Consider the following 26,149-nt stretch of genomic DNA (forward strand, 5'->3'; position numbering starts at 1 on the left):
GGGGGGACGGCGGGGCGCGGCGGCCCGGGCGGGCGCGGCGGGGCCGGCGGACGCTGGGGGCGCAGCGGCGGCGGTGCGCTCGCCGGATCCGCCTCGGTGCTCACCGGTACCCCCCTGGCGCTCCGCGTGCCGCCCCGGTGAGCGGGTCGGCCGTCTCGTCCACGGGCGCCGGCCCACGGACACGTCGGTCATTGGTGTGTGCGTCACTCTACGGGGCGTTCCCGTGGGTGCGGCAACCCGCCGTCGCTGGTCGAGACGGCCGCGGGGCGGTCGCCACCACGCCGTCAGGGGGGCTACAGGGGCGTGACGTAGGCGCCGGCGATGCCGCCGTCGACGAGGAACTCGGCGGCGTTGACGAAGGACGCGTCATCGCTGGCCAGAAAGGCCACCGCGGCGGCGATCTCCTCGGGTTCGGCGAACCGGCCGGGCGGGACGTGGACCAGCCGGCGCTCGGCGCGCTCGGGGTCCTTCGCGAACAGCTCTTTCAGCAAGGGGGTGTTGACGGGCCCGGGGCACAGGGCGTTGACCCGGATACCCTCCCGGGCGAACTGCACGCCCAGCTCCCGGGACATGGCCAGCACACCGCCCTTGGACGCGGTGTAGCTGATCTGCGAGGTGGCCGCCCCCAGCCTGGCCACGAAGGAGGCGGTGTTGATGACGGAGCCGCGGCGCTGCCGCCGCATGTAGGGGATGACGTGCTGGCAGCACAGGTACACCGAGGTGAGGTTCGTCTCCTGGACGCGGCGCCAGGCGTCGAGTCCGGTGGTGAGGATGGAGTCGTCCTCGGGCGGCGAGATGCCCGCGTTGTTGAAGGCGACGTCGACCGAGCCGTAGGTGTCGTGCGCGGCGGCGAAGAGGGCGGCGACCTGCCCGGGGTCGGTGACGTCGGTGGCCACGAAGAGGCCGTCAAGCTCCTCGGCGGCCGCCTTGCCCCGTTCGGCGTCGATGTCGGCGCACACCACGTGGGCGCCCTCGGAGGCCAGCCGCCGGGCGGTGGCCAGCCCGATGCCGCTGCCGGCCCCGGTGACGACCGCGGTGCGGCCCACGAGCCTGCGGCACACCGTCCGCGGCTGCGCTGCTGCTTCGCTCACTGCTGCTCCTCCGTGCTGAGGTAGACGTTCTTCGTCTCGGTGAACGCTTCCAGGGCCTCCGGGCCGAGCTCGCGCCCGAGCCCCGACTGCCGGTAGCCGCCGAAGGGGGTCCAGTACCGGACGCTGGCGTGCGAGTTGACGGAGAGGTTTCCGGCGGCGACGGCCCGGGCCATGCGCAGGGCGCGGGCGCCGTCCCGGGTCCAGATCGAGCCGGAGAGGCCGTAGGGGGTGGCGTTGGCCAAGCGCACCGCGTCCTCCTCGTCTGTGAAGGGCAGGACGACGGCGACGGGACCGAACACCTCCTCGACGGCGACGCGTTCGCCCGGTTCGGCGTGCAGGACGGTGGCCGGGTACCAGAAGCCCTTGCCCTGGGGCACGCTGCCGCGGATGGCCGCGGGCGCCTGCTCGGTGACGAAGGAGCGGACGCGTTCGCGGTGGGCGGCGGAGATCAGCGGGCCCATCGCGGTGCCGGGGTCGGCGGGGTCACCGCAGGTGAAGCCCTGGACGGCGGGTTCGAGGAGGGCCAGGAACCGGTCGAGGACGGCGGCCTGGACGAGGATGCGGCTGCGGGCGCAACAGTCCTGGCCGGTGTTGTCGAGGAACGAGGCGGGGGCGGCCGCTGCGGCGCGTTCGAGGTCGGCGTCGGCGAAGACGATGTTCGGGCTCTTGCCGCCCAGTTCGAGGGTCACCGGCTTGACCTGCCCGGCGCAGCGGGCCATGACGTCGCGGCCGGTGGCGGTGGAGCCGGTGAAGGCGACCTTCGCGACACCGGGGTGCTCCACGAGGGCCCGTCCGGTGCCGGGCCCGGAGCCCGGCAGTGTCTGGAGGAGGCCCTCGGGCAGCCCGGCCTCCAGGGCGAGTTCGGCGAGCCGCAGCGCGGTGAGCGGTGTGGCCTCGGCCGGTTTGAGCAGGACGGCGTTCGCGGCCGCGAGCGCGGGCGCGGTGCTCCACGCGGCGACGGGGAGGGGGAAGTTCCAGGGGGCGATCACGGCGACGACGCCCAGTGGCTCGTGGAAGGTGAGGTTGACGCCTCCGGCCACCGGGATCTGGTGCCCCGTCAGGCGTTCCACTCCCCCGGCGGCGTAGTCGAGCACGTCGCGGACGTTGCCGGCCTCCCCACGGGCGCCCGTCACGGGGTGGCCGGCCTCGGCGACCTCGAGGCGGGCCAGCTCCTCCAGGTGCTCGTCGACGACGGTGGCGAAGCGGCGCAGGAGCCGGGCCCGGTCCCCCGGGGGGAGGGCCGCCCAGCGGCGCTGGGCGGCTTCGGCCCGGCGCACGGCGGCGTCGACCTCGGCCACGGTGGTGACGGGGACGGTGGCGATCACCTCTTCCGTGGCCGGGTTGATCACCTGGTGTGCGGTTGGCTCGGCGGTCACGGGCGGCGTCCTCACAGGCGCTCGAAGGAGCGGTAGCGCTCCCAGTCGGTGACGGCGGTGTCGTAGGCGTCCTGTTCGACGCGGGCCGTGTGGGCGTAGTGGTCCACGACCTCGTCGCCGAAGGCGGTGCGGGCCAGCTCGCTCCCGTCCCACAGCTCGGCGGCCTCGCGCAGCGTGGCGGGGACGTGCGGCAGTGCGCCCGCGTAGGCGTTGCCGGTGCATGGCTCGGGCGGTTCCAGCTCCAGGTCGACGCCGTGCAGCCCGGCGGCGATCATGCCGGCCAGCGCCAGATACGGGTTGACGTCACCGCCCGGCAGCCGGTTCTCCAGCCGGTGCCCGGTGCCCTGTCCGACGACACGCAGCGCGCAGGTGCGGTTGTCGGGCCCCCAGGCGACGGCCGTGGGCGCGAAGGAGCCGGGGCGGAAACGCTTGTAGGAGTTGACGCCGGGCGCGTAGAGGAGGGTGAACTCCCGCAGGGCGGCGAGCTGCCCGGCCAGGAAGTGCCGCATGAGGGCGGACATGCCGTGCGGGGCGTGGTGGTCGGCGAGGACGGGCAGGCCATCGCGGTCGCGCAGGGAGAGGTGGACGTGGCAGGAGTTGCCCTCGCGCGCGTCGTACTTGGCCATGAAGGTGAGCGAGCAGCCCTCCTGGGCCGCGATCTCCTTGGCCCCGGTCTTGTACAGGACGTGCTGGTCGCAGGTCGTGAGCGCGTCGGCGTGCCGGAAGACGATCTCGTACTGTCCGAGATTGCACTCGCCCTTGGCGGACTCGACGGCGAGCCCCGCCGCGCCCATCTCGTTGCGGATGCGGCGCAGGAGCGGTTCGACGAAGCCGGTGCCGAGGAGCGAGTAGTCGACGTTGTACCGGCTGGCGGGCGTGAGGCCGCGGTAGCCGCTGTCCCACGCCTGGGCGTAGGTGTCGCGGAAGAGGATGAACTCCAGCTCGGTGCCCGCCCGGGCGGTCCAGCCACGCTCGGCGAGCCGGTCGAGCTGGCGGCGGAGGATCTGCCGCGGGGAGGCGGGCACCGGCGAGCCGTCGTGCCAGGTGACGTCGGCGGTCATCAGGGCGCTGCCGGGGTGCCAGGGGACGCGGCGCAGGGTGGCCGTGTCGCCGCGCAGGGCGAAGTCGCCGTAGCCGTTGTCCCAGGAGGCCAGCGCGTATCCGTCGACGGTGTTCATGTCGGCGTCCACGGCGAGCAGGTAGGCGCACGCCTCGGTGCCGTGGTGCAGGACCTCGTCCAGGAAGTAACGCGCCGCGAAGCGTTTGCCCTGGAGTCTGCCCTGCATGTCGGTGAACGCCAGGACCACGGTGTCGATGTCACCGGTGTCCACGAGGCCCCGGAGTTCTCCGACGGAGAGCGGGGTCGGGTGGTCTGCCACGTGACGGGCCTCCTGTCAGAGCCATCGGAAGCCATAAGGTAGTGAGGAAGCTCACGTCCGGGAAGCGGGCCGCGAGGACGCACCGCCGAACGAGTGAGCCGGATGGACCGGTTCAGGCCGTGAACCGGCCGACGTGGTGTGCCGGAGCCGTGTCGGGCCGGATGCTTCCGACCGATGGTGCATGATCGGCCTCGGACGCGACGCGCCCCGGGAGGTGGACGGTGACCGGACCGCTGATCGGGCTGAGCACCTATCTGGTGGACTCGGCCCGCTGGAGCTCCTGGGATCTGCCCGCGGCCCTGCTGCCCGCCGACTACCACCGGATGGTGCAGCGGGTCGGCGGCCTCGCGGTGCTGCTGCCGCCCGACCCCGCTCTGGGGGCGGCCAGGGCGGCCGTGGCCCGGCTGGACGGCCTGGTCGTCTCCGGCGGCGCCGACCTCGACCCGGCGGGCTACGGCGCCGCACCCGACCCGCGCACCGGCCCGGTCGAGCCCGGCCGGGACGCCTTCGAGCTGGCCCTCGTCGCGGCGGCGCTGGAGCGGGGCCTGCCCGTGCTCGGGGTCTGCCGGGGCCTGCAGATCCTCAACGTCGCGCTCGGCGGCACGCTGCTCCAGCACGTGGACGGGCACCGTGGCGCCCCGGGGACGTTCCTCGACCACCCGGTGACGCCGGTCCCCGGCACCCTGCTGCACTCCCTGCTCGGCGGCCCGGTGACGGTGCCCTCCTGCCACCACCAGGCCGTCGACCGGCTCGGGGAGGGGCTGGTCGCCTGCGCCCTCGCCGCCGACGGACTGGTGGAGGCGGCGGAGGCCGACCCGGCGGCGGACTCTGCCGCCTCCGCGAGCCCGTTCGTGCTGGGCGTGCAGTGGCATGCCGAGGCAGGCGTGTGCCATCGGGTCGTGGCCGCGTTCGTCGAAGCCGCCGCGAGAGGGCGCGAGGCCCGCGCCGGCCACGGGGGTCACCGTCGGCCGAGCGCCTCCCTGAGCGCGGCCTCGAGCACAGCGGGCGCCTCGGTCAGCGACGGGCCGTACCAGGTGAGGTGACGGCCGCTCACCAGGGCGGCGGGCTGCGGGAAGCACTCCGGCCCGTCCGTGGCGGTGAAGCGGTAGGGCTCGTCTGGCAGGACCACCAGATCGGCGTCCTCCGCGACGAGTTCGGCGAGCGGAAGGCGCGGGTAGCGCTCGGGGTGGGCGGCGTGGACGTGCTCCACGCCGAGCGCGGCCAGCACGTCCCCGGCGAAGGTGTCGCGCCCGAGCACCATCCACGGTTTGCGCCAGATCGGCACGATCGCCCGGACGGGCCGCACGCGGGCCCATCGGTCCCGCGCGTCCCGCCAGGCCGCCCGGGCGTCGTCCAGCCAGGCCGGGCGCGGCAGCCCGCAGCCGTCGACGAGCGCCCGCTCCAGCTCGCCGAAGCCCTGGTCCAGGCCGCGGATCTCGGTGACCAGCACCCGCAGCCCGGCCCGGCGCAGCTCCGCCAGGTCGGCCGGCCGGTTCTCCTCCTCGTTGGCGAGGACGAGGTCCGGTGCCAGGGCGGCGATCCGGGCGGTGTCCGGGTTCTTCGTGCCGCCGACGCGCGCCACCTCCAGCCCCTCGGGGTGGGTGCACCAGTCCGTGGCACCGACGAGCAGTCCCGGAGCGGTGTACGCCACCGCCTCGGTGAGCGAGGGGACGAGGGAGACGACTCGAGTGACGTCCGTGCGCGGGGCTTCCATGCGGCCAGCCTACGAGCCGCGCGCCGCCGGGTCAGGGGCGCTGTCGGCGGGCTGGGGCATCATCGGGGTGTGACCACGCGACGTTTGATGCTCCTCGACACCGCATCCCTGTACTTCCGCGCCTACTTCGGCGTACCCGAGTCCGTCAGGGCCCCTGACGGCACGCCGGTGAACGCCGTGCGCGGTCTGCTCGACTTCATCGCCCGGCTGGTACGGGACCACGCTCCGGGCGAACTGGTGGCCTGCATGGACGAGGACTGGCGGCCCGCCTGGCGGGTCGAGCTGATCCCCTCGTACAAGGCGCACCGCGTCGCCGAGGAGCATCCGGCCGAGCCGGACGAGGAGGTGGTGCCGGACACGCTGGCACCGCAGGTCCCCGTCATCGAGGAGGTGCTGGACGCGCTGGGCATCGCCCGCGCCGGAGCGGCCGGTTACGAGGCGGACGACGTCATCGGCACGCTCACCGCCCGCGCCCGCGGCCCGGTGGACATCGTCACCGGCGACCGGGACCTCTTCCAGCTCATCGACGACGCCCGCGGCGTGCGGGTGCTGTACCCGGTCAAGGGCATGGGCACACTCGCCGCGTTCGACGAGGCGGCCCTGCGCGACAAGTACGGCGTCGACGGGCCCGGTTACGCGGTCCTGGCGCTGCTGCGCGGCGACCCGAGCGACGGGCTGCCGGGCGTGCCGGGCATCGGGGAGAAGACGGCCGCCCGGCTGATCGCGGCACACGGGGACCTCCCGGGCATCCTGGCGGCGGCCGAGGACCCGCGCTCGGGCGTGACGCCCACGCAGCGGCGGAAGCTGAAGGAGGCCATGCCCTACCTCGCCGTCGCCCCGACGGTGGTGCGGGTGGCGGACGACGTCGCGCTGCCGGAGTTCGACGCCGCCCTGCCCGCCGGGCCGAGGGATCCGGAGCGGCTGGAGGAGCTGGCCGAGCGCTGGGGGCTGGGCGGCTCCCTGGAGCGGCTGCTGGCCGTCCTGCCCCGCTGAGCGGGGCGGAGCGCGCGGGGAGCGCAGGCCGCGGAGGTACGTCCCCCGCAGCCTGCGACCCGGCCGGTCAGCCCACGGAGGAGTAGGCGACGACGCCGCGCAGCATCGAGTCCACCGCCTTGCGGGCGTTGCGCCGGACGGTGGAGGACTCCGGCGCGGCGGCCGCGAGCTGCCCCAGGACGTCGATGACCTGCTTGCACCAGCGCACGAAGTCGCCCGCGGGCATGTCCGCCTCGCGAAGCACCGCGTCGAGGCCGTGCCCCTCGGCCCACTGGTAGGCGGGCCAGGCGAAGCCGAGGTCGGGCTCGCGCTGGCCCACCCCCTCGGTCTGGCTGACGGCGTGCTGCTCCTCCAGGGCGTCCAGCCGGCCCCAGATGCGGACCATCTCCCCCAGCGCCGCCTTGGCGCGGCCGCCCGGCAGAGTGGGCGGCAGGGCGTCGTCGGGCGTGCGCGCCTCGTACACCAGAGCCGAGGCGCAGGCGGCCAGTTCGGAGGGCGGCAGCCCCTCCCACACGCTCTGCCGCAGGCACTCGGCCGCCAGCAGGTCCAGCTCGCCGTAGAGCCGGGCCAGCCGCTTGCCGTCCTCGGTGACCTTGTCGCCGTCCAGGTACTCCATGTCCGAGAGCAGCGCGTAGACGCGGTCGAAGGTGCGGGCGATGGTGTTGGTGCGGCCCTCGATGCGGCGCTCCAGCTGGCGGGTGTCCCGCTTGAGCCGGTAGTAGCGCTCGGCCCAGCGGGCGTGGTCCTCACGCTCGTCGCAGCCGTGGCAGGGGTGGCGGCGGATGGCGGTGCGCAGCCGGTTGATCTCGGCGTCGTCGTGCGCGGCCGAGCGCTGCCGCCCTCGGCGGTGCGAGGGCTTCCCGTCGTACCCGGCCGCCCCGGCCCTGGTGCGCAGGGCGCTGGCGAGATCCCGGCGCGACTGCGGGCTGCGCGGGTTGAACGACTTGGGAATGCGCATGCGGTCCAGCGCCTCGACCGGGACGGGGAAGTCCATCCCCGCCAGGCGCTTGACCTGCCGCTGTGCCGTGAGGACGAGGGGCCGCGGGCCGTCGTGGTGGTCGAACTGCCGGTGGCCGGGAGTGCGTCCGCCCGGCGCGCCGGGGTCCAGCACGAGCGCGAGCCCCGCGAACTTGCCCGTCGGCACGTGGATGATGTCGCCCGGCCGCAGCTTCTCCAGGGCGGCGGAGGCCTGGGCCCGGCGCTGGGCGGCGCCCTGCTTGGCGAGCTCGGTCTCGCGGTCCTTGAGCTCCCGGCGCAGCCGCCCGTACTCGGCGAAGTCCCCGAGGTGGCAGGTCATGGACTCCTTGTAGCCCTCCAGGCCCTCCTCGTTGCGCTGGACCTGGCGCGAGATGCCCACCACGGAGCGGTCGGCCTGGAACTGGGCGAAGGACGTCTCCAGCAGCTCGCGGCTACGGTGCCGCCCGAACTGCTCGACGAGGTTGACGGCCATGTTGTACGAGGGCTTGAAGGACGAGCGCAGCGGGTAGGTGCGCGTCCCGGCGAGCCCGGCGACGGCCTCCGGGTCCATGCCGCGTTGCCACAGCACCACGGCGTGGCCCTCGATGTCGATGCCGCGCCGCCCGGCGCGCCCGGTGAGCTGGGTGTACTCGCCGGGGGTGATGTCGGCGTGCTGCTCGCCGTTCCACTTGACGAGCTTCTCCAGCACCACGGATCGGGCGGGCATGTTGATGCCCAGCGCGAGCGTCTCGGTGGCGAAGACCGCCTTGACCAGGCCCTGGACGAACAGCTCCTCGACGACCTCCTTGAAGGTGGGGAGCATGCCCGCGTGGTGGGCGGCGATGCCCCGCTGGAGGCCCTCCAGCCACTCGAAGTACCCGAGGACGTGCAGGTCCTCGTCGGGGATGGCGGCGGTGCGCTCCTCGACGATCTGCCGCACCCTGGCCTGGGCGGCGGCGTCGTTGAGCCGCAGACCGGCGACGAGGCACTGCTGCACGGCGGCCTCGCAGCCGGCCCGGCTGAAGATGAACGTGATGGCGGGCAGCAGGCCCTCGGCGTCGAGCTTGTCGATGACCTCGGGACGGCTGGGAATCCAGATCCGACGGCGCTGGCGGCGCTCCCGCTCCCGGTCGGCCTCCCGCTTGGGCCCACGCCGGTCGCGCAGTCCGTTCGGGCGGCTGTTCTCCATCCGCACCATGCGGACGAGGTCGGGGTTGACGGCCCGTCTGCCGGACTTCTCCTCGAAGAGGTCGTAGAGGCGGCGCCCGGCGAGCACGTGCTGCCACAGCGGGACCGGCCGGTGCTCGGAGACGATCACCCGGGTGTCGCCGCGGACGGTGTCGAGCCAGTCCCCGAACTCCTCGGCGTTGGAGACCGTGGCCGAGAGGGACACCAGCGTCACCGAGTCGGGGAGGTGGATGATGACCTCCTCCCAGACCGCGCCGCGGAAGCGGTCGGAGAGGTAGTGCACCTCGTCCATCACCACGTAGCCGAGCCCCCGCAGCGTCTGGGAACCCGCGTAGAGCATGTTGCGGAGGACCTCGGTGGTCATGACGACGACCGGGGCCTCGGCGTTGATGCTGTTGTCGCCGGTGAGCAGTCCGACCTTGTCAGCGCCGTACCGGCGCGCCAGGTCCGAGAACTTCTGGTTGGACAGCGCCTTGATCGGCGTGGTGTAGAAGCACTTGCGGCCCTGGGTGAGGGCCAGGTGGACGGCGAACTCGCCGACGATCGTCTTGCCGGAGCCGGTGGGCGCGGCCACCAGGACACCCTCGCCGGCCTCCAGTGCCCGGCAGGCGTCGAGCTGGAACGGATCCAGCTCGAAGTCGTACATCTCTCGGAAGGGTGCGAGCGCGGTGGCCTCCTCGGCGGCCCGCAGGCGCGCGGCGGCGTAGCGCTCAGCAGGGGACATGTCCTCGCTCATCGTGTCTCCGAGCCTACCGGCCGACACTGACAGCGCGCGATCATTTCATCGGCCCGCACCCGGCCCGGCCGCACCGCACCCGGCCCGCACCCGGCGCCAGCCCGCGCCTGCGCGTCCGGCCCCGGGCACGCCGGCGGTGCTCGTCAGGTGGCGTCGTCGAAGCCGCCGCGCGGCCCGCCGCCGCGTGGCCCGCCGTCGGACTGCTCGGGCAGCAGGGAGCTGGCCGTGACCGGCTCGGGGGTGAGGTCGAGCTCGGACGCCTCGTCGTCCGCGAGCTCCCCGTCCCGGTCCCGGGACGCCCGGCGCCGGTCGTTGAGGAGGGAGAAGCCGACGGCGGCGAAGTACAGGGTGGTGATCGGGGCCGCGAGGGCGATCATGGAGAGCGGGTCGGTGGGCGTGACCATGGCGGAGAAGAGCGAGATGCAGAGCACCATCGCGCGCCACCAACCGAACATGCGCTTCCCGGTGAGAACGCCGCCGATGTTCAGCAGAATCAGGATCAGCGGCAGCTGGAAGGCGAGACCGAAGGCCACGACGAGCTTCACCGAGATGTCGATCATGTCGTCGACGGTGATGATGTTCATGGTGCCGTCCATGCTGAAGTTCAGCAGGACGGGGATGGCGTGCGGCAGGATCCAGTGCGCGAGGAACGCACCGGTCAGGAAGAGCGGGGTACCCGCGGCGACGACCGACAGGGCGTACTTCTTCTCGTTCCGGTGCAGACCGGGCGCCAGGAACGCCCACATCTGGTACAGCCACACGGGCGCCGCGGCGACCAGGGCGGCGATGAGCGAGACCTTGACGTAGGTGGTGAAGGGCGAGGTCAGGCCCGTCTGCGCGAGGATCGGGCAGGGCCGGTCCATGGCCGCCGCCTCGGCCTCCGTCTCGCAGACCGGCACCGGATCGGTGATGAACTCGCCGATGTCCTTGGCGAAGAACATCGCCACGATCATCAGCGGCACGATGGCCAGGAGCGCCTTGACGAGGCGATTACGCAGTTCGCGCAGGTGTTCGACAAGAGGCATCCGCCCCTCGGGGTCCTTGGGTGCCTTCTTGCGGGCGGACTTGAGCAACCCACGTCCTCATCTCATGGGCAGCGGCCATGGGGGCTCGCCTGCCGGAACCGGTCCCTCGTCGAGGGGTGTCGAGAAGACGCCGGGCCGACATCGCGTCGGCGCCGGGCCAGGTGTGACGCGGAGCGTACTCAGCTCTGCGGGGTGTGCCTGGGCTCCTCGACGGGCCGGGAGCTGGTGACATCGCCGGGGGCGGCCTGGATGGTGCGCGGGGCGGGCTCCGCGGACTCGGCACGGCCGGCGTCCTTGTCCTTCTCGCCCTTGTCGCCGTCCTTCTTCATCTGCGAAGCCTCGCTCTTGAGGATCCGCATCGACTTGCCGAGGGCACGGGCGGTGTCGGGGAGCCGCTTGGCACCGAACAGCAGCACGACCAGACCAATGATGATCAGGAGCTGCCAGACGCCGATATTACCGGGCATGAGTGCCTACCTTTTCCGCCGAGGCCACAACTACGTGCCAGTGTGGTGGTCGTTCGTGACGCCACCACACCGTCCGAAGAGCCATGGTAACGCTCGGGGGTGAACCCCCGGCAATGCCCGCGCGACGGGCCGGTTGCGGCTCGCTCGCCGCCCGGCCCCCGGCGAGGGTCCGGCTCGGCGGCTCGGGGGCCGGTCAGCGCGGCGGGACGGAACCGGTGCGGGCGGCCAGCGGCAGCGCGGCCCGTTCCAGCTCCTCGGTGGCCCGCGTGATCCGCTCCGCGCTGTCACCCACGGCGCGCGAGAGCCTGCGGACCTCGACCGCCACCCGGACGGCGAGCACCCCCAGTACGGCTGTTCCGCAGAAGGCGAGCGCGACGAAGAACATGGGCCAGAGCATGGAGGCGAGCGTAGTGCACCCCCGGCGGCCGGCGCCTGGCCCGGGCCCGCTCACGGGCGGTGCCCCCACGCTGTCCCGGGGCCCTCAGCCCCCGTAGGCGGCCAGCGCGGCGCTGGCCGCCCCGCGGGCGCTGTCGGCCAGCTCCGGCGGGGAGACGATGCGCCCGTCGGCACCGAGCCGCAGAGCCAGCCGGCGCAGCGAGGCCGGGTCCGGCGTGCGCAGGGTGATCCGCAGCCCGCCGTCGGGCAGCTCCTCGGCGCTGTCGTGGGGCCAGTACTCCGCCACCCACCGGCCGCGCGGACCCACCTCGACGACGACCTCCGGGTCCTCGGCGGCCGGCTGCACCAGGCCCTCCGAGAGGTCGCGCGGCGTCACAGGGGGCGGGTCGGCCGCCTGGTCCAGCAGCCGGATCTCCGCCACCCGGTCCAGCCGGAACGTCCGGCGGGCCTCCGAGAGCCGGCACCAGGCCTCCAGGTAGGTGCGGCCGACGACGAAGAGCCGGATCGGGTCGACCTCCCGCTCGGTCAGCTCGTCGCGGGCCGGGGAGTAGTAGCGCAGCCACAGCCTGCGTCGCTCGGCCAGAGCGCGGTCGACGTCCGCGAAGACGCCGCCCTCCGACTCGAAGGTGACGGTCAGACGGGAGCTGGCCCGGGCGTTCTCGCCCGCGGCCTCCTCCAGCTTGGCGGTCGCCCGCAGCAGGGCCTGCCGGTCGCCCTCGCGCAGCCCGGGCAGGGTGGCGACGGCGCGGGCGGCCACCAGCAGCGCGGTCGCCTCGTCGGCCGCCAGGCGCAGCGGCTTGCCGCCGGAGTCGACGGCCTCGGCGTTGTGCCACCAGATGTGCTCACCGTCGGTGTCGATGTCCAGCAGGTCGCCGCCGCGGAAGCTGGTGCCGCACATGGGCAGCACCTGGAGGTCGGAGATCAGCTCGTCGGAGGTGATGCCGAAGGCGCGGGCGACGTCCGGCACCCGGGCGCCGGGGCGCTCGCGCAGATAGGTGACCAGCGAGAGCATGCGCCGGGTCTGGTCGATGGCGTTGGTGGCCATGGTGTCGCTCTCCTCAGCCCTTGGCGACGGCGCGCAGCCGGTCGATGACGTCCGCCCGCAGCTCGTCCGGCTCCAGGACGACGACGTCCGGGCCGAACTCCGCGAGCCAGGCGTCCAGCCCGTGCCCGTAGGGAATCTCCAGCTCCTCCCAGCCGTCCCCGGTGTCCCGGGCCTCGGTGGCCCGGGCGCGCAGCGGGTAGCCGCAGCCCTGGCGGAGCCGGATGCGGGCGGTGGCGGTGGCGCTCTCCCCCGCCCAGCGCTCGACGGTCTCCCGGACGCGGACCTGGTCGGGGACCGGCGCGGTGTACGTGCCCGCCCGGGAGCGGACGGGGCCGGTGATCCGCGAGAGCCGGAAGACACGCTCCGCGCGCCGGTCCCGGTCCCAGCCGGCCAGGTACCAGTGGCCGCGCCAGCACTCCAGGATCCACGGCTCGACCTGCCGCTTCGCGGGGCGGGCCTCGCTGGCCTTGCGGTAGTGGAAGACGACCGGACGGCGGTCGCGGCAGGCCAGCATGAGCGGCTCGAAGGCGGCGTCCTGCGCCGGGATGCGGGGCTCCAGGGCACCGGAGGTGCCGTGGACGTCCTCGGTGAGCGGCATCCCCGCGGCGCGCAGCTTCTGCAGCGCGCCGCTCGCGGCCCCGGCCAGCCGGGCCTGCTGCCAGACCCGGGCGGCGAGCCCCAGGGCGGCGGCCTCGGCCGGGTCGAGGGTGATCGGCGGGAGCTGGTTGAGGTCGCGGCGGGCCTGGTAGGCGGCGTCGCCGTCGACGTTCTCGACGGTGTCGATGATCAGGCCGAGCTCCCGCAGGTCGTCCTTGTCCCGCTCGAACATGCGGTTGAAGGCCTCGTCGCTCGCGGCTTCCAGATAGGCCTCGATCGTGGACCGCAGCTCGCGCTTGGTCAGCGGCCGGCGCGTCCCCAGCAGGCACAGCGCCAGGTTCATCAGCCGCTCGGCCTTGGCAATGGCCATCGACGCCCTCTCTCTACCCCGCTCCCGATCGATGACGGTACCGCTCCGTGAGCGCGGAGGCCAAACGCCGCCGGGCGGGTGGCCGAACGGCGGACGGCCGGTCCGTTCCCCGCCCGGGGGCGGGGGACGGACCGGCCGTCGGCGGCGTTCTGTCGCCGCGTCAGCGCCTGGCTCGGACGCGGGGTCAGACGGCGACGAGGTCGCAGACGAAGATCAGCGTCTCGTTGGGGGCGATCCGGCCACCGCCCGCGCCGTGCTCGCCGTAGGCGAGGTGCGGCGGAATGGTCAGCCGGCGGCGGCCGCCGACCTTCATGCCCTGCACACCCTGGTCCCAGCCGGGGATGACCTGGCCGATGCCGAGCTGGAACTGCAGCGGCTTGCCGCGGTTCCAGGAGGCGTCGAACTCCTCACCGGTGCTGAAGGAGACGCCCACGTAGTGCACGGAGACGGTGTCCCCGGCCTTGGCCTCCGGGCCGTCGCCCTCCCAGATGTCGACGGACTCCAGCTCGGCCGGCGGCTCGCCCTCGGGGAAGTCGACCTCCGGCTTGTCGATGTTCACGAAACTGCTCCTTGAGAAATTGACGGGCGGATGCCCAGTGGGGGGCGTCAGACGGTGGCGAGGATGTCCACGCTGAAGACGAGCGTGGCCCCGCCCGGGATGTCGCCCGTGCCCTGATCACCGTAACCCAGGTCCGGCGGGACGACGATCAGCACCCTGCTGCCCGTCTTCTTGCCGGTCAGGCCCTGCCGCCAGCCGGCGACGACCCGGTCGAGGCTGAACTGCGCGAGCGCCTCGCGGGTGTAGGTGGAGTCGAACTCCTTGCCGCCGTCCCACAGCACGCCCTTGTACTGGACGAGCACCGCGTCGGTCTCGGCGACCTCGTGGCCCTCGCCCTCCAGGACGTAGGTGGACACGAGCTCCTTCGGCGGCTCCGCGCCCTCGGGGAGCGTGATGGAGGGCGCCTTGCCGTCGGTGTTCGTCCCGACCTTCGGCAGGTCCACGTTGTCCTGGGCCACCTCGGTGCCCTGCGCGGAGCTCTTGCCGTTGTACGTCTGGACGACGTCCACGACGAAGACGAGCGTGTCGTCGCCCTCGATGCCCGCCTGCTGCTGACCGGTCTCGCCGTAGCCGAACTCCGGCGGGATGGCGAGCTGGACGCGGTCGCCCACCTTCTTGCCGACGAGCACCTGGTCCCAGGCGGGGATGAGCCGGCCGACGCCGATCTGGGAGACGGCCGGCCTGCCGCGGTCGTAGGAGTTGTCGAAGACCTTGGCGGTGTCCCAGATCTGGCCGAGGTAGTCGAACTCCATGTAGTCGCCCTGGGCGACGGTGGCGCCGGACCCGGCCACGCGCACCTGCACGGCGATGTCCGCGGACGGCTCGCCGGACCCCTTGGCCACGGTGGGCTTCTCGCCGAACTTCTTGCCCTTGGTGATCTCCGGGAGCGGGCCGTCGACGATCTTCCCGGTGGGCGCCGGCTCCGGGGTCCCGTCGGTGGGGCTGGGGCTCACGTTGTCCGCCTCGCCGCCGCCTCCGTCGCCGTCGTCACCGCAGGCGGCGAGGGCGAGCAGACCGGCAGGGAGGGCAAGCAGTACGGATCGTCGGCGCACGTCGGACCTCGTTCGGGTTGGGGGGTGAATGCCAGTGCGCGCCACTCTACGGGCCGGGCCGGACCGTGCACCCGTGGTGTGCGCGGTCCGGCCCGGCCCGGACGAACTCGTCGGCTACATCCCGGCGATCAGCTTCTCCACCCGCTCGTCCACCGCGCGGAACGGGTCCTTGCACAGCACGGTGCGCTGGGCCTGGTCGTTCAGCTTGAGGTGGACCCAGTCCACCGTGAAGTCCCGCCGCTGCTCCTGCGCGCGGCGGATGAAGTCGCCGCGGAGCCGGGCGCGGGTGGTCTGCGGGGGCACCGACTTGGCCTCGAAGATCTTGAGGTCGTCGCACACCCGTTTGGCCTGCCCCTTGCGCTCCAGCAGGTAGTAGAGGCCGCGACGGCGGTGGATGTCGTGGTAGGCGAGGTCTATCTGGGCGACCCGGGGGTGGGACATGGTGAGGTCGTGCTTGGCCCGGTACCGCTCCAGGAGCCGGTACTTCATCACCCAGTCGATCTCGGTGTCGACCCGGTCCAGCTCCTGGGTGCGGACGGCCTCCAGGGCCCGCCCCCACAGCTCCAGCACCTGTTCGACCAGGCCGGTGCGGATGCCCCGGCGGTCGCAGAAGTCGGCGGCCTTGTCGAAGTACTCCTGCTGGATCTCCAGGGCCGAGGCCTCCCTGCCACTGGCCAGGCGCACCTTGCGCTGGCCGGTGATGTCGTGGCTGACCTCGCGGATGGCCCGGATCGGGTTCTCCAGGGTGAGGTCCCGCATCACGGTGCCGGCCTCGATCATCCGCAGCACCAGATCCGTCGCGCCGACCTTGAGCAGCATCGTCGTCTCGGACATGTTGGAGTCGCCGACGATGACGTGCAGCCTGCGGTACCGCTCGGCGTCGGCGTGCGGCTCGTCGCGGGTGTTGATGATGGGGCGCGAGCGGGTCGTCGCCGAGCTGACGCCCTCCCAGATGTGCTCGGCACGCTGGCTCACGCAGTACACGGCACCGCGCGGCGTCTGCAGCACCTTGCCCGCACCGCAGACGAGCTGCCGCGTGACGAGGAAGGGGATCAGCACGTCCGCGAGGCGGGAGAACTCCCCGTGCCGGGCCACGAGGTAGTTCTCGTGGCAGCCGTAGGAGTTCCCGGCGGAGTCGGTGTTGTTCTTGAACAGGTAGACGTCGCCGGCGATGCCCTCCTCATGCAGGCGGCGTTCGGCGTCGACGAGCAGCCCCTCGAGGATCCGCTCACCCGCCTTGTCGTGGGTGACCAGCTCGACCACGCTGTCGCACTCCGGAGTGGCGTACTCCGGGTGCGACCCCACGTCGAGGTAGAGACGGGCACCGTTGCGGAGGAAGACGTTGCTGCTGCGGCCCCAGGACACGACACGGCGGAAGAGGTACCGCGCCACCTCGTCAGGGGACAGCCGCCGCTGACCCCGGAACGTACATGTGACGCCGTACTCGTTCTCCAGCCCGAAGATTCGGCGATCCATGAGTGAACATTACGCCTGATGCCCCGATCTGAAACCGGGTTCCGGCGCACCGTTCCGATCATTTTCCCCGCCGGTCACCTGGGGTGACGGCGGAGGGCCGCCGGCCGCCGGGCCCGGGACCGCCCGCGCCGGCCCCTCCAGGGCCCGCCGGGTGAGCGCCAGCACCGCGAAGGCCGCCAGCCCGCCGGCCCCGGGGACCAGGAACCCGCCCGCGGAGCCGCCCCACTCGATCGCCGGTCCCACGACGGCCGTCCCCAGCGCCGCGCCCACCCCGAAGACGGTCACCAGCCAGGAGAACGCCTCGGTGACCGTGCCGCTGGGCGCGTGCCGGTCGACGACGACGAAGGCGCAGGTCAGGGCCGGGGCGAGGAAGAGCCCGGCCACGCACGCGAGCACGGTCATCGCGACCGGGCCCGGCACCAGGGCCAGCGGCAGGTAGCCCAGCGCCAGCAGGCCGGCCAGGGCGCGCAGCCGCCCCTCCGGGCTGCCGGGCCAGGGCCGGGCGCCGTAGGCGAGGCCGCCCACCAGCGCGCCGAAGCCGATGCCGGACATGATCAGCGCGTAGACGAGGTCGCCGCCGCCCACCTCGTCGGCGTAGGCCACGGCCGCCACGGTGATCGAGCCGAGCGAGACGCCGACGCACAGGAACGAGCCGAGCAGCGCGAGGAGGCCGGACGAGCGCAGGGCGCCCAGCCAGTGCGCCTCCCGGGGCTCGCTGCGCCAGGCGCGGGAGGGCGGGGAGACGACGACGGACAGGGCGCCGAGCACCCCGATGGCGTTGATGACGAGCAGGGCACCGGCCTCCGACCACAGCGCGACCGCCAGCGTCACCAGGAGCGGCCCGACGGTGAACATGACCTCCTGGGCCACCGAGTCCAGCGCGTAGGCCGTGTGCACCCGTCGCCGGTCGCGCAGGACGCTGGGCCACAGCGCCCGCAGCCCGCCCTCCAGCGGCGGGGTGAACACGCCGGCCACGAGGACGGCGGCGAGCGCGGCGGGCAACGGTTCGATGCCGACGGCGGCGAAGGCGCCCATGCCGAGGGCCGAGACCACCGCGGCGGGCAGCATGACCCGGAGCTGGCCGTACAGGTCGACGGCGCGGCCCAGGAGCGGCTGCCCGACGGCGGTGGCGAGCCCGTAGACGGTGGCCAGCACCCCGGCGAGGGTGTAGCTCGCTCCCTCGGCTCGGGAGAAGAGCACGATGGCGATGTGAGCCGTGGCGTTCGGCAGCCGTCCGACGAGCGTTCCCGTGAGCAGCCGTACCGCGTGTCTGGCGCGCAACAGCTCGGCGTAGCCCGTCGCCATGGGCGGCTCCTTCTCGCTGGTGTCTCGCTGATGCCTCGCCGACGCGCGGGGGTCCACGGGGTGGGCGTCTGATCAGTTTTACGTATAACGTGCCGGGTCATACGTACCATGGCCGCTGTCCACGAGTCCATCCCGACAGGTCGGCCGGGCCCGCGCGGCCCAGGACGGAGAATCGCGCCGTGACCGCTGCCCGCCACCGGCCGACCAGCCGCGACGTCGCCAGGGCGGCCGGGGTGTCCCAGGCGACGGTCTCCCTCGTGCTGCGGGACAAGTGGTCCGGCCGGGTCTCACCCACCACCGCCGAGAGCGTGCGCGCGGCCGCCAGGGAGCTGGGCTACCGCCCCAACCTCACCGCCCGCAGCCTGCGGCTCGGACGCACCCGCACCGCGCTGCTCGTCGTCCCCGCCCTCACCAACGAGTTCTTCGCCCGGGTCTACACCGGCGCGGCCCGGGTGGCCGCCGAGCACGACGTCGGCGTCGTCCTGTACCCGTCACCCGAGGGCATCGGCCGCGCCCGGGACCCGTTCGAGTCCGCGCGGACCACCCTGGACGGCGTCCTCGCCTCCTCCATGGCGGCCGAGGCGCTCAGCGCGCTGCGCCACGACGGGCTGCCCCTCGTCATGCTCGACAGCGGCCCGGGTGCCCCCGACGAGCCCGCCACCGCCGCGACCGTCAACCCCGACCTGGCCGACGGCATGCGGCAGACCGCCGAGCACCTCCTCGGCCTGGGCCACCAGCACCTGGCCCATCTGACGGCGGGCATCGCGAGCTGGACCTTCGACCAGCGCGCCCGGGCCCTGGACGCGGCCGTGGCCCGGGCGGCGGAACGGGATACCGGGCGGAAGCGTGCCATCCGGCTGACCCGCACGGCCGCTCCCGAACTCAGCGTCACCGGCGGGCTGCACGCCGCCGAGCGGCTCCTGACGGCGTCTCCCCGGCCCACCGCCCTCGTCTGCGACGACGACCTGCTGGCCGCCGGCGCCTGCAAGGCCGCCCGACGCCTGGGGCTGCGCATCCCGCAGGACGTCTCGGTGACCGGCTTCGACGACCTGGCGCTGGCCACCGCCGTCGAGCCGGAGCTGACCACCGTGCGGCTGCCCGGTGAGGCGCTGGGCGCGGCCGGCATGCGGGCGCTGCTCGCCGTGCTGGACGGCCGGACGCCGAAGGCCGCGGTACTGCCCGTCCAGCTCGTCCCCCGGGGCTCCTCCGGGCCCTGCAGGGCCCGCTGAGGGCTGCCGTCGGCGCCCTCGGCCCCGACGGGGAGCGCGGGCCGGAGACGGCGGTGCCCCGGCGGTCAGGACCGCCGGGGCACCGCCCTGCCCGCGCCCGAGGGCTGGGGCGTGACGTCAGCTCGCGTCGTCGCCCTCGGAGGCCCCCGAGGACCCCGAGGAGCCGGAGGACCCCGACGACGAGGAGCCCCGGCCCGGCTCACCCCCGGACTCCTCGGTGCTCGCCTCGCTCCCGGCCGCCTCGCCCGACTCCGCCGCGGGCGGCTCCAGCAGCTCGGCGAGCCTGCTGCCGAGAACGCGCCTGAACTTGCGCTGCTGGGGACGGCGGCGGTCCAGGACGGCCACCTCCAGCTGGTCGGCCGTGAGTGTGCGCTCGCTGCCGTTGCTGTCCCGGCCGAGCGCCTCCACGGCCAGCCGCAGGGCCTCGCCCAGCGACATGTCGTCGCGCTGGCGGCTGCCCAGATAGGTGCCGATCTGGTCGGAGTTGCCGCCCACCGCGACCGAGCCGTGCTCGTCGACGATCGAGCCGTCGTGCGGCAGCCTGTAGATCTGGTCGTCCTGCGGGGCGGCGCCCACCTCCGCGACGATCAGCTCCACCTCGTAGGGCTTCTCCCCCGCGCTGGAGAAGATCGTGCCCAGCGTCTGGGCGTAGACGTTCGCCAGCCCGCGGGCCGTCACGTCGTCCCGGTCGTAGGTGTAGCCGCGCAGGTCGGCGTAGCGCACGCCGCCGATGCGCAGGTTCTCGAACTCGTTGTACTTGCCGACCGCCGCGAAGGCGATGCGGTCGTAGATCTCGCTGACCTTGTGCAGGGCGCGCGAGGGGTTCTCGGCGACGAACACGATGCCGTCGGCGTACTGCAGCACGACCACGCTGCGGCCCCGCGCGATGCCCTTGCGGGCGTACTCCGCGCGGTCGGCCATGGCCTGCTGGGGTGAGACATAGAACGGTGTGGACACCGGCGTTCCCGTTCCTTCCTGGGCTTAGAGAACCGGGGCCTGGGGCCCGTCGGGGTACTGCAGACGGCCTTCGTGGACGGCCCGGGCGAGCTCGGAGACCTCCGCCTCGGTCAGCCGCCGGTAGCCCTCGTCGTTGATGACCGCGACGACCGGGTAGATCCGCCGCACGAGGTCGGGGCCGCCGGTGGCCGAGTCGTCGTCGGCGGCGTCGTAGAGCGCCTGGACGACGACGGTGGACGCCTCCCGCTCGGAGAGGTCGGCGCGGTGCAGCTTCTTCAGCGAGCCCCGGGCGAACACCGAACCCGAGCCCACGGCCGCGAAGCCCGGCTCCTCGGAGCGGCCACCGGTCACGTCGTACGAGAAGACGCGCCCCTTGCGCCGCTCCTGGTCGTACCCGGCGAACAGCGGGACGACGGCCAGCCCCTGCATGGCCATGCCCAGGTGGCCGCGGATCATCGCGGAGAGCCGGTTCGCCTTGCCCTCCAGCGAGAGCTGCGTCCCCTCCACCTTCTCGAAGTGCTCCAGCTCCAGCTGGAAGAGCTTGACCATCTCGACCGCCAGCCCGGCCGTCCCCGCGATGCCCACCGCCGAGTACTCGTCGGCCGGGAACACCTTCTCGATGTCGCGCTGCGCGATCATGTTGCCCATCGTCGCCCGGCGGTCACCGGCGAGTACCACGCCGCCGGGGAACGTCACCGCGACGATCGTCGTGCCGTGGGGCGCTTCCACGGCCCCCTGCACCGGGGGCAGCGGCCGGTTGCCGGGGAGCTGGTCCGGCGCGTGCTCGGCCAGGAAGTCCAGGAACGAGGACGAGCCGGGCGTCAGGAAGGCAGCCGGCAGACGCCCGGTGCTACGAGTGTTGGCTTCCACGCGTTTCCTTCCGGGTTGGCGTTCGCCCGGCGCGGCGCGCCGGGTCCCTCTGTGCATGTGTGCCAGGTGCCGGACCGTCGTCGGAGCGGCACTCCCCGGACCCTACCCGGCGCATGATCGCGATCCACATGAGTTCCCGGAGAACCGGGCGGAGCGGGAAACCGGGTCACGCATCCGGCCGGGTGCGTGGCGGAGGGCGGCGTGCCCCCGCGGCGCCGGGAAGCCCGACGCCGCGGCGGGAGCGCCGCCGCGCGCCCGTCCGGCACGGTCGGACGTGCCGGAGGACTCCTACTCGCCGCCCTTCTGAACGAACGACCGCACGAAGTCCTCGGCGTTCTCCTCCAGGACGTCGTCGATCTCGTCCAGAACGGAGTCCACGTCGTCCGACAGCGCCTCCTGGCGCTCCTTGAGCTCCTCCGAGACCTGGGCGTCCTGCGCCTGCTCCTCGGTCTCCTCCGTCGTCCGGGTGGCTTTCTGCTGTCCGCCGCCGGTGTCCTTGGTCGCCATGTACCTCACCCCGCTCCGATTCGACGTTCAAGATCAGACCCTACAAGCAGGGACCGACATCGGCCCTTCGGTCGCTACAACGCCCGGTGGCCACCTCGATCATTCCCACGAATCCCCGGGTTTACCAGGGGTCGCCGCGTCGTCATCGTCCGGAAAGGGCCCGGACCAGGTCCTCGGCCGTGCGGCAGCGGTCGAGCAGCTCCTTGACGTGCTGCCGGGTGCCGCGCAGCGGCTCCAGCGTGGGCACCCGCTGCAGGGAGTCCCGGCCGGGGAGGTCGAAGATCACCGAGTCCCAGGAGGCCGCCGCGACGTCGTCCGCGTACTGCTCCAGGCACCGGCCCCGGAAGTAGGCGCGGGTGTCCTCCGGCGGCGTGCTCTCGGCCCGCTCGACCTCGGCCTCGTCGAGGATGCGGGCCATCTTGCCGCGGGCCGCCAGCCGGTTGTAGAGCCCCTTGTCCGGCCGCACGTCGGCGTACTGGAGGTCCACCAGGTGCAGCCGCGCGGCGTCCCAGCCGAGATCGTCCCGGCGCCGGTAGCCCTCCATGATCTCCCGCTTGGCCACCCAGTCCAGCTCGCCGGCCAGGCTCATCGGGTCCCGCTCCAGCCGCGTGAGCGTGTTCTCCCAGCGGCTGAGCACGTCGGTGGTCTGCTCGTCCGCGTCCGCGCCCCAGCGGTCCTCGACGTACTTGCGGGCCAGCTCGTAGTACTCCATCTGGAGTTGCACCGCGGTGAGGGTGCGGCCGCTGCGGAGCGTGATCAGCCGTCGCAGGTCGGGGTCGTGGCTGACCTGGTGAAGGGTGCGGACGGGCTGGTCGACGGCGAGGTCCACGGCGATGAAGCCGTCCTCGATCATGGCCAGGACCAGCGAGGTCGTGCCCAGCTTGAGATAGGTGGAGATCTCCGACAGGTTGGCGTCACCGATGATCACATGCAGCCTGCGGTACTTCTCGGCGTCGGCGTGCGGCTCGTCACGGGTGTTGATGATCGGCCGCTTGAGGGTCGTCTCCAGGCCGACCTCGACCTCGAAGTAGTCGGCCCGCTGGCTGATCTGGAAGCCGTGCTCGCTGCCGTCCTGGCCGAGCCCCACGCGCCCGGCGCCGGTGAACACCTGACGCGAGACGAAGAAGGGCGTCAGATGGCGCACGATGTCCGAGAACGGCGTCTCCCGGGTCATCAGGTAGTTCTCGTGGGTGCCGTAGGAGGCGCCCTTGTTGTCGGTGTTGTTCTTGTACAGGTGAATCGGCTGGGCCCCGGGCACCTCGGCGGCCCGTTCGGCGGCCTCGGCCATGATCCGCTCGCCCGCCTTGTCCCACAGGACGGCGTCCCGCGGATTGGTGACCTCGGGAGCGCTGTACTCGGGGTGGGCGTGGTCGACGTACAGCCGCGCGCCGTTGGTGAGGATGACGTTGGCCAGCCCGATGTCCTCGTCCGTGAGCTGGCTGGCGTCGGCGGCCTCCCGGGCGAGGTCGAAGCCGCGCGCGTCCCGCAGCGGGTTCTCCTCCTCGAAGTCCCATCGGGCGCGGCGCGCCCGGTGCATCGCCGCCGCGTAGGCGTTGACGATCTGGGACGAGGTGAGCATGGCATTGGCGTTGGGATGCCCGGGGACGGAGATCCCGTACTCCGTCTCGATCCCCATCACGCGCCGTACGGTCATGCGGCCCTCCTTGCCCGGCGCCGGCCGCGGTCCGGCCGACGCTGACGTCCCGCTCGCGCGTCCGCACGCGCCGAGCGCGCGGTGCGGTGCACGAGCGGTTCCCGGTGTCGTGCGCCGGTACGCCCGAGCCTAAGGGGCCCGGGGCCCGGTCGGGCGGTCGACGCGGAATCGCCCTCTCGGAAAACGTCCGGCTGCGGCAGCCCGGGCGGGCTGCCGCAGCCGGACGGTGTCGTCACTACAGGTACTGACCGGTGTTCGCCACCGTGTCGATGGAGCGCCCGGTGTCCGCGCCCTGCTTCCCGGTGACGAGCGTGCGGATGAAGACGATCCGCTCGCCCTTCTTGCCGGAGATGCGGGCCCAGTCGTCCGGGTTGGTGGTGTTGGGCAGGTCCTCGTTCTCCTTGAACTCGTCCACACAGGCGGCGAGCAGGTGGGAGACGCGCAGGCCCTTCTGGTCGTGGTCGAGGAAGGCCTTGATGGCCATCTTCTTCGCCCGGTCCACGATGTTCTGGATCATGGCGCCGGAGTTGAAGTCCTTGAAGTAGAGGACCTCCTTGTCACCGTTGGCGTAGGTGACCTCCAGGAAGCGGTTCTCCTCGGACTCCGCGTACATCTGCTCGACGACCGACTGGATCATGCCGGCGACGGCGGCCTTGGCGTCCCCGCCGTGCTCGGCCAGGTCGTCGGCGTGGATCGGCAGCGAGGGCGTCAGGTACTTGGAGAAGATGTCCTTGGCGGCCTCGGCGTCCGGACGCTCGATCTTGATCTTCACGTCGAGCCGGCCCGGGCGCAGGATCGCCGGGTCGATCATGTCCTCGCGGTTGGAGGCACCGATGACGATGACGTTCTCCAGGCCCTCCACGCCGTCGATCTCGGAGAGGAGCTGGGGGACGATCGTGTTCTCCACGTCCGAGCTGACGCCCGAGCCGCGGGTGCGGAACAGCGAGTCCATCTCGTCGAAGAAGACGATGACGGGCGTGCCCTCGCCGGCCTTCTCCCGGGCCCGCTGGAAGACGAGGCGGATGTGCCGCTCCGTCTCGCCGACGTACTTGTTGAGCAGCTCGGGGCCCTTGATGTTGAGGAAGTAGCTCTTCCCCGCCGGCTTGCCGGTGACCTCCGCGACCTTCTTGGCCAGCGAGTTGGCCACCGCCTTCGCGATGAGCGTCTTGCCGCAGCCGGGCGGGCCGTAGAGCAGCACGCCCTTGGGCGGGCGCAGCTCGTGTTCCCTGAAGAGGTCCGGGTGGAGGTAGGGCAGCTCGACGGCGTCCCGGATCAGCTCGATCTGGCCGCCGAGACCGCCGATCTTGGCGTAGTCGATGTCCGGCACCTCTTCGAGGACCAGCTCCTCGACCTCGCTCTTGGGCACGACCTCGTACACGTACCCGGAGCGCGTCTCCAGCAGCAGGGCGTCACCCGCGCGCAGCGTCGTGCTCAGGAGAGGCTCGGCGAGCCGCACCACCCGCTCCTCGTCGGTGTGCCCGACCACCAGGGCCCGCTCGCCGTCCTCGAGGACCTCCTTGAGGGTGACGATGTCACCGGCGCGCTCGAATTCCATGGCCTCGACCACGTTGAGCGCCTCGTTGAGCATCAGCTCCTGGCCGCGCTGGAGCTCACCGAGTTCGACGCTGGGGCTGACGTTGACGCGCAGCTTGCGTCCCCCGGTGAAGATGTCGGCCGTGCCGTCCTCGTTGGCCTGAAGGAACACGCCGAAACCGGCGGGCGGCTGGGCGAGCCGGTCGACCTCCTCCTTGAGGGCGACGATCTGGTCACGAGCCTCCCGGAGGGTGCCGGCGAGGCGTTCGTTCTGCGCGGAGACACCCGCGAGGTTGGTCTGCAGCTCGACGATCCGCTCCTCGAGAATCCGAGTGTGGCGCGGAGAGTCGGCGAGCTTGCGGCGCAGGACGGCGATTTCCTGCTCAAGATAGGCGACCTGGCCCTCGGGGTCTTCCGAACCCCGACCGGGCCGGGGGCCGCGGTTGATGTCGTCGTCGTGGGCTGCCACGGTCCTCACCTCCTCTGGGGGGAGCTGGACGCTTCCTGACCCTACCTGGGCCCGTGGTGGTTGAAACCCCTAGATCAAAAGACTGTCGGGGTGTGTCTGATCTTCACCCTTGCGCACTCCCTCACGCCAGGGGGATACCCACCCGCCAAACATCGCCAGATCACCGGCGGTATCGTCGGGGGCGTCAACACCCGTCAACGCGGGCATCCGTCAGTCGCGCCACGCAGAAACGGCAGGGGACATGACCGTACAGAACGAGACGGCCACCGGTGAGCTGGAGGTCTGGATCGACCAGGACCTGTGCACCGGAGACGGCATCTGCGCGCAGTACGCGCCGGAGGTCTTCGAGCTGGACATCGACGGCCTCGCGTACGTGAAGGGCGACGACGACGAGCTGCGCACCGAGGCCGGCGCCACGGTTCCGGTTCCGCTTCCGCTGCTTCGGGACGTCGCGGACTCGGCCAAGGAGTGCCCGGGCGACTGCATCCACGTCCGCCGGGTCGCCGACGGCGTCGAGGTCTACGGCCCCGACGCCGACTGAGCCCTCCTACCCGGCGGCCACGGCGGCCGAAGCGGCCCGCCGGCTGAAGCCTCCGTCCCGCCACTCCCAGGTGACCTGGAGTTTCTCGTCGGGGCAGCAACGGGGTACGTCGGGCGAGGAGTAGCCGTGCAGGGTGGCCGCTATCCGCCCGTCGCGCACGGCGAAGCCGTCCACGCTGTAGTGGTCCGCCGGTTCCACCAGCGCGGCGGCGATCCGCGGCTCGGCTGCGCCGCCCGGCGCGCCCTGCCCGTGCGCGACGACGTACATGCCGCTCGGCGGGGTTCCGGTTCCAGTCGCGCAGCGGACGACGGCGACGGTCTCGGCGCGGCCGTCGGCGTCGAAGTCGAGCTCGCCGCGGTCGGTCACCTCCAGGTCCCAGGGGCCGCAGTCGACGGCGTAACGCGCCCGCGTGGGATCGGGGCCCGGGCTGGGGCCGGCCGCTCCGCCGCCGGGGGCGGCGCCCGCGGGCTGGACCAGCGCGGCGGCGGCCACGAGGACGCCGACGGCCGCGGCGGTCGCGAGCCAGTGCGTGGAACGGGAGTGGGTGTGCGGGAGGTCCGGGCCTGCCGTGGGCTGCACGCGGGGTGACTCCTGTGAAAGCTGTGGCGCTGACGAGGTGCCAGCATCGTGCCACACGTCACAGCCGCCCGGAACGCCGAGGGG

Annotated in this window: 24 protein-coding genes; 4 read left to right on the top strand and 20 right to left on the bottom strand. The window is 72.8% G+C overall.

Going from position 1 to position 26,149, the window contains the following annotated elements:
- Positions 1-293 precede the first annotated feature (293 nt).
- Genes HPT28_RS20435 through HPT28_RS20445 form a run of 3 tightly spaced genes read right to left on the bottom strand, consistent with a single transcriptional unit; the run spans position 294 to position 3,846 of the window.
- Complete coding sequence (locus HPT28_RS20435; protein WP_219092623.1) at positions 294-1,091, bottom strand: 3-oxoacyl-ACP reductase; 798 nt, start codon at positions 1,089-1,091, stop codon at positions 294-296.
- Entirely contained in the window at positions 1,088-2,467 is a 1,380-nt protein-coding gene (locus HPT28_RS20440; protein ID WP_308119402.1) for an aldehyde dehydrogenase family protein, read from the bottom strand. The genes HPT28_RS20435 and HPT28_RS20440 overlap by 4 nt, the downstream gene beginning before the upstream one ends.
- An 11-nt stretch (positions 2,468-2,478) precedes the next feature.
- The gene (locus HPT28_RS20445; protein WP_219092624.1) at positions 2,479-3,846 is read right to left on the bottom strand and encodes a glutamine synthetase family protein; all 1,368 of its coding nucleotides are present in this window, start codon (positions 3,844-3,846) and stop codon (positions 2,479-2,481) included.
- 221 nt (positions 3,847-4,067) lie between these two features.
- On the opposite strand from HPT28_RS20445, the gene HPT28_RS20450 reads away from it, so the two are divergent.
- The gene (locus tag HPT28_RS20450; protein ID WP_219092625.1) at positions 4,068-4,889 is read left to right on the top strand and encodes a gamma-glutamyl-gamma-aminobutyrate hydrolase family protein; all 822 of its coding nucleotides are present in this window, start codon (positions 4,068-4,070) and stop codon (positions 4,887-4,889) included.
- Here HPT28_RS20450 and HPT28_RS20455 read toward each other — a convergent pair.
- Positions 4,805-5,560, bottom strand: coding sequence for a helical backbone metal receptor (locus tag HPT28_RS20455; protein ID WP_219092626.1), 756 nt, complete (start codon positions 5,558-5,560; stop codon positions 4,805-4,807). The genes HPT28_RS20450 and HPT28_RS20455 overlap by 85 nt on opposite strands.
- Positions 5,561-5,647: 87 nt before the next feature.
- Here HPT28_RS20455 and HPT28_RS20460 point away from each other — a divergent pair, with 87 nt between their 5' ends.
- On the top strand, positions 5,648-6,553 hold the full coding sequence (locus HPT28_RS20460; RefSeq protein ID WP_219092677.1) for a 5'-3' exonuclease: 906 nt from the start codon (positions 5,648-5,650) through the stop codon (positions 6,551-6,553).
- Between the two features lie 67 nt (positions 6,554-6,620).
- Here HPT28_RS20460 and HPT28_RS20465 read toward each other — a convergent pair whose 3' ends face one another.
- The 10 genes from HPT28_RS20465 to HPT28_RS20510 all read right to left on the bottom strand — a co-directional run bounded on the left by HPT28_RS20465 (position 6,621) and on the right by HPT28_RS20510 (position 17,726).
- Positions 6,621-9,434 carry an RNA helicase gene (locus HPT28_RS20465; RefSeq protein WP_219092627.1) on the bottom strand — a complete coding sequence of 938 codons (2,814 nt, stop codon included), beginning with the start codon at positions 9,432-9,434 and terminating at the stop codon, positions 6,621-6,623.
- Between the two features lie 143 nt (positions 9,435-9,577).
- The gene (gene tatC, locus HPT28_RS20470) at positions 9,578-10,507 is read right to left on the bottom strand and encodes a twin-arginine translocase subunit TatC (RefSeq protein ID WP_219092628.1); all 930 of its coding nucleotides are present in this window, start codon (positions 10,505-10,507) and stop codon (positions 9,578-9,580) included.
- Between the two features lie 131 nt (positions 10,508-10,638).
- Entirely contained in the window at positions 10,639-10,926 is a 288-nt protein-coding gene (tatA, locus tag HPT28_RS20475; RefSeq protein WP_219092629.1) for a Sec-independent protein translocase subunit TatA, read from the bottom strand.
- 193 nt (positions 10,927-11,119) lie between these two features.
- Positions 11,120-11,323, bottom strand: a complete 204-nt coding sequence (locus tag HPT28_RS20480) for a hypothetical protein (RefSeq protein ID WP_219092630.1) — start codon at positions 11,321-11,323, stop codon at positions 11,120-11,122.
- Between the two features lie 84 nt (positions 11,324-11,407).
- Positions 11,408-12,367 carry a YafY family protein gene (locus HPT28_RS20485; RefSeq protein WP_219092631.1) on the bottom strand — a complete coding sequence of 320 codons (960 nt, stop codon included), beginning with the start codon at positions 12,365-12,367 and terminating at the stop codon, positions 11,408-11,410.
- A 13-nt stretch (positions 12,368-12,380) separates the two neighbouring features.
- Positions 12,381-13,334 (bottom strand): YafY family protein, encoded by a 954-nt coding sequence (locus HPT28_RS20490; RefSeq protein ID WP_219092632.1) that lies wholly within the window; start codon positions 13,332-13,334, stop codon positions 12,381-12,383.
- Between the two features lie 184 nt (positions 13,335-13,518).
- Positions 13,519-13,893, bottom strand: a complete 375-nt coding sequence (locus tag HPT28_RS20495) for an FKBP-type peptidyl-prolyl cis-trans isomerase (RefSeq protein ID WP_219092633.1) — start codon at positions 13,891-13,893, stop codon at positions 13,519-13,521.
- 47 nt (positions 13,894-13,940) lie between these two features.
- On the bottom strand, positions 13,941-14,945 hold the full coding sequence (locus HPT28_RS20500) for an FKBP-type peptidyl-prolyl cis-trans isomerase (protein WP_219092634.1): 1,005 nt from the start codon (positions 14,943-14,945) through the stop codon (positions 13,941-13,943).
- A 114-nt stretch (positions 14,946-15,059) separates the two neighbouring features.
- Entirely contained in the window at positions 15,060-16,421 is a 1,362-nt protein-coding gene (gene pafA / locus HPT28_RS20505; protein ID WP_219092635.1) for a Pup--protein ligase, read from the bottom strand.
- 9 nt (positions 16,422-16,430) lie between these two features.
- Positions 16,431-17,726: an MFS transporter gene (locus HPT28_RS20510; protein WP_219092636.1), complete on the bottom strand. Its 1,296-nt coding sequence runs from the start codon at positions 17,724-17,726 to the stop codon at positions 16,431-16,433.
- 179 nt (positions 17,727-17,905) lie between these two features.
- Here HPT28_RS20510 and HPT28_RS20515 point away from each other — a divergent pair, with 179 nt between their 5' ends.
- On the top strand, positions 17,906-18,955 hold the full coding sequence (locus HPT28_RS20515; RefSeq protein ID WP_219092637.1) for a LacI family DNA-binding transcriptional regulator: 1,050 nt from the start codon (positions 17,906-17,908) through the stop codon (positions 18,953-18,955).
- Between the two features lie 117 nt (positions 18,956-19,072).
- On the opposite strand, the gene prcA is transcribed toward HPT28_RS20515, so the two are convergent.
- The 5 genes from prcA to arc form a co-directional block, all read right to left on the bottom strand.
- Positions 19,073-19,912, bottom strand: a complete 840-nt coding sequence (gene prcA, locus HPT28_RS20520; protein WP_219092638.1) for a proteasome subunit alpha — start codon at positions 19,910-19,912, stop codon at positions 19,073-19,075.
- Between the two features lie 24 nt (positions 19,913-19,936).
- Positions 19,937-20,782: a proteasome subunit beta gene (gene prcB / locus HPT28_RS20525; protein WP_219092639.1), complete on the bottom strand. Its 846-nt coding sequence runs from the start codon at positions 20,780-20,782 to the stop codon at positions 19,937-19,939.
- A gap of 288 nt (positions 20,783-21,070) precedes the next feature.
- Entirely contained in the window at positions 21,071-21,289 is a 219-nt protein-coding gene (locus HPT28_RS20530) for a ubiquitin-like protein Pup (protein ID WP_219092640.1), read from the bottom strand.
- Between the two features lie 142 nt (positions 21,290-21,431).
- Positions 21,432-22,943 (bottom strand): depupylase/deamidase Dop, encoded by a 1,512-nt coding sequence (gene dop / locus HPT28_RS20535; protein WP_374226991.1) that lies wholly within the window; start codon positions 22,941-22,943, stop codon positions 21,432-21,434.
- Positions 22,944-23,178: 235 nt separating this feature from the next.
- The gene (gene arc / locus HPT28_RS20540) at positions 23,179-24,945 is read right to left on the bottom strand and encodes a proteasome ATPase (RefSeq protein ID WP_219092641.1); all 1,767 of its coding nucleotides are present in this window, start codon (positions 24,943-24,945) and stop codon (positions 23,179-23,181) included.
- A 241-nt stretch (positions 24,946-25,186) separates the two neighbouring features.
- Between arc and HPT28_RS20545 the strand changes: the two genes are divergently transcribed.
- A complete protein-coding gene (locus HPT28_RS20545) occupies positions 25,187-25,486 on the top strand; it encodes a ferredoxin (protein WP_219092642.1) in 300 nt (99 codons plus the stop codon).
- A 6-nt stretch (positions 25,487-25,492) separates the two neighbouring features.
- Here HPT28_RS20545 and HPT28_RS20550 read toward each other — a convergent pair whose 3' ends face one another.
- The gene (locus tag HPT28_RS20550; RefSeq protein ID WP_219092643.1) at positions 25,493-26,065 is read right to left on the bottom strand and encodes a hypothetical protein; all 573 of its coding nucleotides are present in this window, start codon (positions 26,063-26,065) and stop codon (positions 25,493-25,495) included.
- Positions 26,066-26,149 lie beyond the last annotated feature (84 nt).

This window comes from Streptomyces sp. JJ38 (assembly GCF_019303475.1).
Classification (GTDB): Bacteria; Actinomycetota; Actinomycetes; order Streptomycetales; family Streptomycetaceae; genus Streptomyces.